General features: G+C 37.9%; 7 protein-coding genes and 8 tRNA genes. All 15 read left to right on the top strand.

All coding sequences use genetic code 11. From position 1 onward, the window contains the following. Window positions 1-74, top strand: a tRNA-Met gene (locus tag AAFQ93_RS09660). 13 nt (window positions 75-87) lie between these two features. After that, window positions 88-161 (top strand) — tRNA-Ile (locus AAFQ93_RS09655). An 11-nt stretch (window positions 162-172) separates the two neighbouring features. Further along, window positions 173-262 (top strand) — tRNA-Ser (locus AAFQ93_RS09650). Window positions 263-272: 10 nt separating this feature from the next. Then, window positions 273-346 (top strand) — tRNA-Met (locus AAFQ93_RS09645). Window positions 347-349: 3 nt separating this feature from the next. Further along, window positions 350-422 (top strand) — tRNA-Phe (locus AAFQ93_RS09640). Window positions 423-435: 13 nt separating this feature from the next. Then, window positions 436-506 (top strand) — tRNA-Gly (locus tag AAFQ93_RS09635). Between the two features lie 36 nt (window positions 507-542). Next, window positions 543-616: transfer RNA gene (locus AAFQ93_RS09630), tRNA-Ile, on the top strand. 6 nt (window positions 617-622) lie between these two features. Further along, a tRNA-Ser gene (locus tag AAFQ93_RS09625) sits at window positions 623-710 on the top strand. 533 nt (window positions 711-1,243) lie between these two features. After that, on the top strand, window positions 1,244-2,377 hold the full coding sequence (locus tag AAFQ93_RS09620) for a DUF4767 domain-containing protein (protein WP_375555304.1): 1,134 nt from the start codon (window positions 1,244-1,246) through the stop codon (window positions 2,375-2,377). 148 nt (window positions 2,378-2,525) lie between these two features. Next, the gene (locus tag AAFQ93_RS09615) at window positions 2,526-3,230 is read left to right on the top strand and encodes a hypothetical protein (protein ID WP_375555303.1); all 705 of its coding nucleotides are present in this window, start codon (window positions 2,526-2,528) and stop codon (window positions 3,228-3,230) included. Window positions 3,231-3,381: 151 nt separating this feature from the next. Beyond that, window positions 3,382-3,813 carry a pyridoxamine 5'-phosphate oxidase family protein gene (locus tag AAFQ93_RS09610; RefSeq protein ID WP_045763114.1) on the top strand — a complete coding sequence of 144 codons (432 nt, stop codon included), beginning with the start codon at window positions 3,382-3,384 and terminating at the stop codon, window positions 3,811-3,813. A 4-nt stretch (window positions 3,814-3,817) separates the two neighbouring features. Continuing rightward, complete coding sequence (locus AAFQ93_RS09605; RefSeq protein WP_375555302.1) at window positions 3,818-4,651, top strand: NAD-dependent deacetylase; 834 nt, start codon at window positions 3,818-3,820, stop codon at window positions 4,649-4,651. Further along, entirely contained in the window at window positions 4,636-5,400 is a 765-nt protein-coding gene (locus tag AAFQ93_RS09600; RefSeq protein WP_375555301.1) for a protein-ADP-ribose hydrolase, read from the top strand. The genes AAFQ93_RS09605 and AAFQ93_RS09600 overlap by 16 nt, the downstream gene beginning before the upstream one ends. An 86-nt stretch (window positions 5,401-5,486) precedes the next feature. After that, complete coding sequence (locus tag AAFQ93_RS09595; protein ID WP_375555300.1) at window positions 5,487-5,936, top strand: MarR family winged helix-turn-helix transcriptional regulator; 450 nt, start codon at window positions 5,487-5,489, stop codon at window positions 5,934-5,936. Between the two features lie 3 nt (window positions 5,937-5,939). Continuing rightward, window positions 5,940-6,704: an ester cyclase gene (locus AAFQ93_RS09590; protein ID WP_045763117.1), complete on the top strand. Its 765-nt coding sequence runs from the start codon at window positions 5,940-5,942 to the stop codon at window positions 6,702-6,704.

Here is a 6,704-nt window from a genome sequence, read left to right as displayed (position 1 = left end):
GGCGGTGTAGCTCAGCTGGCTAGAGCGTCCGGTTCATACCCGGGAGGTCGGGGGTTCGATCCCCTTCGCCGCTATAATGATCTTGTTGGACCTTTAGCTCAGCTGGTTAGAGCTCTCGGCTCATAACCGAGTGGTCGTAGGTTCAAGTCCTACAAGGTCCATTAAATACTATGGAGGATTACCCAAGTCCGGCTGAAGGGAACGGTCTTGAAAACCGTCAGGCGTGTAAAAGCGTGCGTGGGTTCGAATCCCACATCCTCCTTTATTATTAACGCGGGATGGAGCAGCTCGGTAGCTCGTCGGGCTCATAACCCGAAGGTCGTAGGTTCAAATCCTGCTCCCGCAATAAGGCTCGGTAGCTCAGTTGGTAGAGCAATGGATTGAAGCTCCATGTGTCGGCGGTTCGATTCCGTCTCGCGCCATATTTGTTTTTATGCGGGTGTAGTTTAGTGGTAAAACTACAGCCTTCCAAGCTGTTGTCGCGAGTTCGATTCTCGTCACCCGCTTTGAACATTTAGTTCATTTACCAAGTTATTTAACTTGGGCGCGTAGCTCAGGTGGTTAGAGCGCACGCCTGATAAGCGTGAGGTCGGTGGTTCGAGTCCACTCGTGCCCATTAATAGGAGAATTACTCAAGAGGCTGAAGAGGACGGTTTGCTAAATCGTTAGGTCGGGTAACTGGCGCAAGGGTTCGAATCCCTTATTCTCCGTAATTAGAGCTTGTTAGCTCTTTTTTTGTGTCTTTAATTATCAAATTTCCCCTCTTTGTCAACTGTGGTTGAGTGATAAATACTTACTATCTGGAGCGAAACAAAATGGTTCGCTCTTTTTGTTTTCAAATTTATGGAGATTCTAGATTTTTGTGTTGTTAAAGTCACTGAGTATAAAAGTATTTTTTAATGATTTCGTGGCTTTATCTTAGCTTTTATCTTTCATTCATATTTTATTTATTCAATGCGTTAATGCTCTTTTCTTTAATTTCCTGTAAGCTTGTATAATCATTTAACTGTATTATAGGTTAACTTTAAATAATGGTTAATCTCTCTTGTTATAGGGCCTATGAGATTTCTTTACATTATATTTAGCTACATAGTATTTATTGAAGGTGTATCGAATATAAGAATTATAGAACTTATTTACTTAGTATTTGTATATATAAGTTTTTTATCTTACTGAAACTCTCAAATATTTGATATAATGTAAGCAAAGCTATGGTCACCATTCATTTCAAGAGGAGATTTTTATGGGTTATAGAAGTATAGTAGGAAATCTGTTTATTCTTATATTTAGTTTTTTTACAATTGGTTGTAGTAATCAAAATTCTGAGCTTTCTAGTAATGATATTAGTTTATCTACTTCAACTACTAGTAACGAGAGAAAGTCTGGGGAGTCTAAGAAAGATTATAAAGATTTGTACAAGTCAGTTTTTGATGATTACCAAAAAATATTTTCTACTTCTAATGATTCAACTGCAATTTCAAATCTTTATCAAAGTTTAAAAGCTACTGAACGTCCTATCAATAGTTGGTCTATTGAAAATGCTAAAAATCGTTCAGATGATATGCGTTACTCTTTTGTTGATTTAAATGATGATGGGGTTGAGGAGTTACTTATAGCGAATCTTAATTTAAGTGGAAAATACTTTTTAACTGGAGTGTACTCTTTACAAGAAGGTAAACCTGTGCTTTTAGCAGAAGGTTTTGCTGCAGGACATGGTGGAGCTAGGAATGCGGCAATTATTTATCAAGGTGGGGAGATTCTTGAATTAAGTTGGTCGTCAGGAACTGGTAAAGGTTATGGAACTCTTTATAAGTTAAATGAAAAGCAAGAGAGGGCTAGTAAACTTCAGGAAAAAGAATTTCAAATAGAATCTAATTATATTGGATCTAATTTTGGAAAAACTGAATCTGATCAAATTGATTTAAGAGGTTTTGATTGGCAGAAATTTGAAACTTCGACTAGCTCTTTTATCTCTGAGGAGAAACAAAAAGCTCCTTGGAATGCAAGCAAATCTGCAAAATTAGAATCCTTCATTAAAGGATGGGGCGAAAGACTAGGTCAACCTAATTACAAAAAAGGAATTTCTGGTGGTGATGTTGGTGCGGATAATCTCTATACCTTTGGAGATGGACCAAGCGAGAAAATGAATGCCGAATACACTGATACAGGTTTAGGTAACGCTAAGTATCGAATTGTGGAACGCTATAGTAACTGGGATAAATACCCGGACGTGCATAGCTACTTTTTTGCGATAACTGATACAGGGGAAGCGATTGTTTTTCATTCTCCAACAACAAATGGTGGTGTCATGTACTTAAAACCGACAGAGAATACAGAGATCCAAGCAGAGTTTAAACGCTTAGTTGAGGAAGAGTAGAAAAATGAAGAGTTTGGTCTTGGCCAAGCTCTTTTTATAAAAATCTCTTTCTTCCATTTTTATGCTTTTTGAGTGTTTAATGGTATACTTGTGTTAAGTTAGATAGAAAAGTGTCATTCGATGATGACTTTATCAGTAAGGAGAATATATGCCAAAAATTGTGAAGTTTCATAGTATTTATTATAGATTTGTTCTATTTATAGTTTTTTTATATCTTTTTGTTGTCTATCAAATTGCTGGGCGAGAAATTCAAGAATTTACTATATTTAATTACGCCTTTAGCTTTCATCAAACACAGTTAGTGTATTGCATTCTTTTATTAATTTTAGTTGGCATTGGCATAAATTTTCTTTGCCCTTGGAAATTTTCTATATCTCCAAAAGGGATTTATCTTAGAAGATTAGCTTTATTTGTTCCTTGGAGTGATATTAGTGGAGTTTCGCATGTTTGGATTAACAAGGCGAGTAATTTTAGTAGTGGGATTAATTTTTATAACAATAAATGTTTAGTTTTCTATCGTCATGATTACAAGCCAATTTGTGTCTATAATATTTCTTTATTGGCTTTATTTGCTGTCAAACTTTTTAATCCTCAGATCAAGATGAATATCTTATCAGCTAGTTTTGCTACGGGATTTAATATTCTATTAAATGCTTCACTTTTATTTTATCTTTACTTTTTTGATTTAAAGACTCTTAGTTTTAGTTCTTTTTTACTTTTTTGCTTACTCTACTTTATAAAAATTTTTATCATTCCTTTATGCTTGGTTTATAGTCAAAATTCTAAGTATGGTCCTTATCTGGTGCATAGTAGTTTCTTTAAGAGGAATGATTCAGATGTGATTCATGTTTGATTTTATCAAAAAATGACTTTCTGCTTTTGAGTAGAAAGTTTTTTTATTATTTCTATATCGAAACAGTTGACAGGTGTAACAAATAGAGTTACAATTGTTTCGTAAAGTTCGATATGGAACTAAAATTCAAAGAAAGACATGGTGTTATATAATGGATTATTTGAAAGTACTAGTCGAAGAGATTCATTCAGTTGTAGTGGCAACGGTTGATGAAACGGGACATCCGCATACAGCTGTCATGGATATGATGTGGGAGGATGGGAAAACAGTCTATTTTTTGACAGCTGATTTTAAACCCCTCTACAAGCGTCTTAAGGAAGATGGACGTGTAGCGTTGACAGGGATGACTCAAGGAGCAGGAACCATGGACCGTAAATCCATTTCCTTAACGGGTCAGGTGGAGTGGATTGGAAAAGAGCATCTTGAAGAGTTGTTGGAAGCTAATCCATATATGTATGAGATTTATCCGACAGAAGAGGGACGAAGTCACTTACAAGTCTTTCGTTTTAAAAAAGCAGTAGGAGGCTTTTATGATTTGACACAATTGCCTCCCTACCAAGCAAGATTTGAAATTGAGGTATGATAAGATGACAAAGATTCAAGAAGCAAAGAAAATTATTGAAGAAGCAGATAAGGTTGTGATTGGAGCAGGAGCTGGTTTATCTGCAGTGGCGGGTTTAACCTACTCAGGGTCACGTTTTGAGGTTTTCTTTAAAGATTATATTGATCGTTACGGCATGCAGGATATGTATTCTGCCGGATTTTATCCTTTTGAGACTCCTGAGGAGCGCTGGGGCTATTGGGCCAAACATATCTATCATAATCGTTACCAACCGGATGGACTTCCACTTTATAGAGATCTTTTCGACTTGGTAAAGGACAAGGATTATTTTGTGATTACGACCAATGTAGATGGGCAGTTTATGAAGACAGGATTTGCTCCGGAACGTTTCTTTGAAGTACAGGGCAACTACGGAGAGTGGCAATGTTCCGTCCCTTGTCGCCAGCAAGTCTTTGATAATGAAGGAGCTGTCATGGAGATGCTAAAAGAAATCAAGGACTTGAAAATTCCAACCGACTTGATACCGTATTGTCCTCATTGTGGGGCACCAATGACCATGCATTTACGTGTAGACCAGGATTTTGTTCAAGATGAGACTTGGGAGGAATCTTATGAAGCCTATCAAAGATTTTTGGAAGGGATAGAAGATCAAAAGGTTGTTTTCTTAGAATTGGGTGTCGGTTACAATACGCCGACCATCATTCGTTATCCTTTTGAGAAAATGACAGCGGTATTTCCAAAGGCTCATTTGATTCGTCTCAATCGTGATGATCTTGAAGGCTTTGGTACTCCAAAAGAAAAAACAATTTCTATAAAAGATGATATGAGGGAGGTTCTCCAACAATGGCTAGCAGACTAGAATATTTGATTGATGTTTTAAAAAGGGAGCAAGGATTGACAGAACTAGAGATTCCTGAAAAGGTAGAGGAGCAAGAAGTTTTATATCGGGCTCTTCAAAATGTCCGCTATCCAGCACCAGTGACAGCCGACTTTCTCTACCAACAAGACCGTTATTTACAAGAAAAACTATTAGAAAAAGGAGTTATAGACTTGAGAGACTTAACTCCCATTTGGCCCAATCTCTACCTGTGGCAAGGCGATATCACTCGTCTGGCGGTTGATGCCATTGTCAATGCGGCCAACAGTAAGCTTTTAGGTTGTTTTGTACCTAATCATTCGTGTATTGACAATGCTATTCACACAGCTGCAGGAGTTGAACTGCGTCTAGCGTGTCATGAGCTCATGCAAGAGCAAGGAAGGGATGAAGCTACAGGTCAGGCAAAGATGAGCAAGGCCTACAACTTACCTTCACGCTATGTTCTTCATACAGTGGGCCCTAATATCTATGAAGAAGTGACAGATTTGGAAAGACGACAGTTAGTCTCGTCGTACGAAGAGTGTTTGAACTTAGCTTATGAAAAAGGTCTTAGAAGCTTAGCCTTTTGTTGTATCTCAACAGGAGAATTTCGTTTTCCAAATGAAGAGGCAGCCAAGATTGCGATAGAGACGGTTGTACAGTTTCAGAAAAAACACCCTGATATGATAGTTGTATTCAATGTTTTTAAAGATCTGGATTACGCGATTTACGCAGATTTATTAAAAAATTGATATTTCTATATCGAAATAGTTGACAGATGTAATTTATAGTGTTACAATAGTTCAAAAGGTTCGATATAGAACAAAAAGGAGTTAAAATGGATAAGATGTTAGGGGGCTACCAAGCTCTACAGATTCGTTTGTTGAATGGGCGTATCTTTCAAAAACTATTGAACAAGGAAGCAGATGCTCAATACAGAAGTGAACAGGGAAAAATTTTAACGATTTTGTGGAAGCAAGAGTTGGGGTGCGCTACAGCGACCGATATCGCTCTTGCGACGGGTCTAGCCAATAATACATTGACCAGTATGGTTAAGAAATTGGAAGAACAAGGCTTGGTTACGATTCAACCTTGCACGCAGGATAAAAGGAAAAAATATATTTCTTTGACAGACCTCGGTTGGGCGCAAAAAGAAATCGGTGACCGTGTCAGCAAAGAACTGGGAGAGATTTTCTACCAAGGCTTTTCAGATCAAGAAATCCGAGAATTTGAAGCTTATCAAGCGCGTATTATCACTAATTTAAAGAAAAAAGAAAACGAGGAATAAATCATGTCCCTTCAAGCACAAAATGCACAAAATCTCTATATTCATGCTATTCAAGATGGGTGTGTAGCAGAAGCGCAGGCGAGCTCTGTAGGGGATACCTATATCCAACACTCGACAGGAGTGCCAGATGGGAAAGAAGGATTCGCTGCTTTCTTTGCAGATTTTTTTAAGCGCCATCCAGAACGTGAAATCAAGATTGTTCGGACTATTGAAGATGGAAATCTGGTCTTTGTTCATGTGCACCAATACCTTAACGGTGGAGAAGCCCAATGGGTGACGACAGATACTTTCCGTGCAGATGAAAATGGTCGTATCGTTGAGCATTGGGACGTTATTGACTACTATCGCACACCTGAAAATGGACAACTAGATCAGATCTTTGGAGATTTTGAAATCAAGGATTTGGAGAAGACGGCGGAAAATAAAAAATTGGTCCGTCGTTTCTTGACAGAAATTTTCCAAAACAAGGAGCTCGATCAATGGGAAGACTTTGTGGCAGAGGATCTGATCCAGCATAATCATGAGATTGGGCAAGGAAGCCAAGCTTATAAGGACTACGTACTTGAGCACCATGTGTCCTATGATTTTGTTTTCCAACTCTTGACGCAAGGGAATTTTGCAGTTAGCTATGGTCAGGTATTGATTGATGGCGTTGCTTATGCTCAGTACGATATCTTCCGTTTAGAAAATGGAAAAATTGTTGAACATTGGGACAATAAGGAAGTGATGCCTAAGGTGGAAGACTTGACCAATAGAGGAAAGTTTTAA

The sequence above is a fragment of the Streptococcus nidrosiense genome, assembly GCF_042140045.1.
Taxonomy (GTDB): Bacteria; Bacillota; Bacilli; order Lactobacillales; family Streptococcaceae; genus Streptococcus; species Streptococcus nidrosiense.
Note: the sequence above shows the minus strand (reverse complement) of the source record. Positions and strands in the feature narration are given on the sequence as shown.

What these genes read in the sequence shown, in the direction of transcription:
- AAFQ93_RS09615 (WP_375555303.1), top strand. Translation starts at nt 2,526, where the DNA reads ATGCCAAAAATTGTGAAGTTTCATAGTATTTATTATAGATTTGTTCTA.
- AAFQ93_RS09600 (WP_375555301.1), top strand. Translation starts at nt 4,636, where the DNA reads ATGGCTAGCAGACTAGAATATTTGATTGATGTTTTAAAAAGGGAGCAA.
- AAFQ93_RS09610 (WP_045763114.1), top strand. Translation starts at nt 3,382, where the DNA reads ATGGATTATTTGAAAGTACTAGTCGAAGAGATTCATTCAGTTGTAGTG.
- AAFQ93_RS09605 (WP_375555302.1), top strand. Translation starts at nt 3,818, where the DNA reads ATGACAAAGATTCAAGAAGCAAAGAAAATTATTGAAGAAGCAGATAAG.
- AAFQ93_RS09590 (WP_045763117.1), top strand. Translation starts at nt 5,940, where the DNA reads ATGTCCCTTCAAGCACAAAATGCACAAAATCTCTATATTCATGCTATT.
- AAFQ93_RS09620 (WP_375555304.1), top strand. Translation starts at nt 1,244, where the DNA reads ATGGGTTATAGAAGTATAGTAGGAAATCTGTTTATTCTTATATTTAGT.
- AAFQ93_RS09595 (WP_375555300.1), top strand. Translation starts at nt 5,487, where the DNA reads ATGGATAAGATGTTAGGGGGCTACCAAGCTCTACAGATTCGTTTGTTG.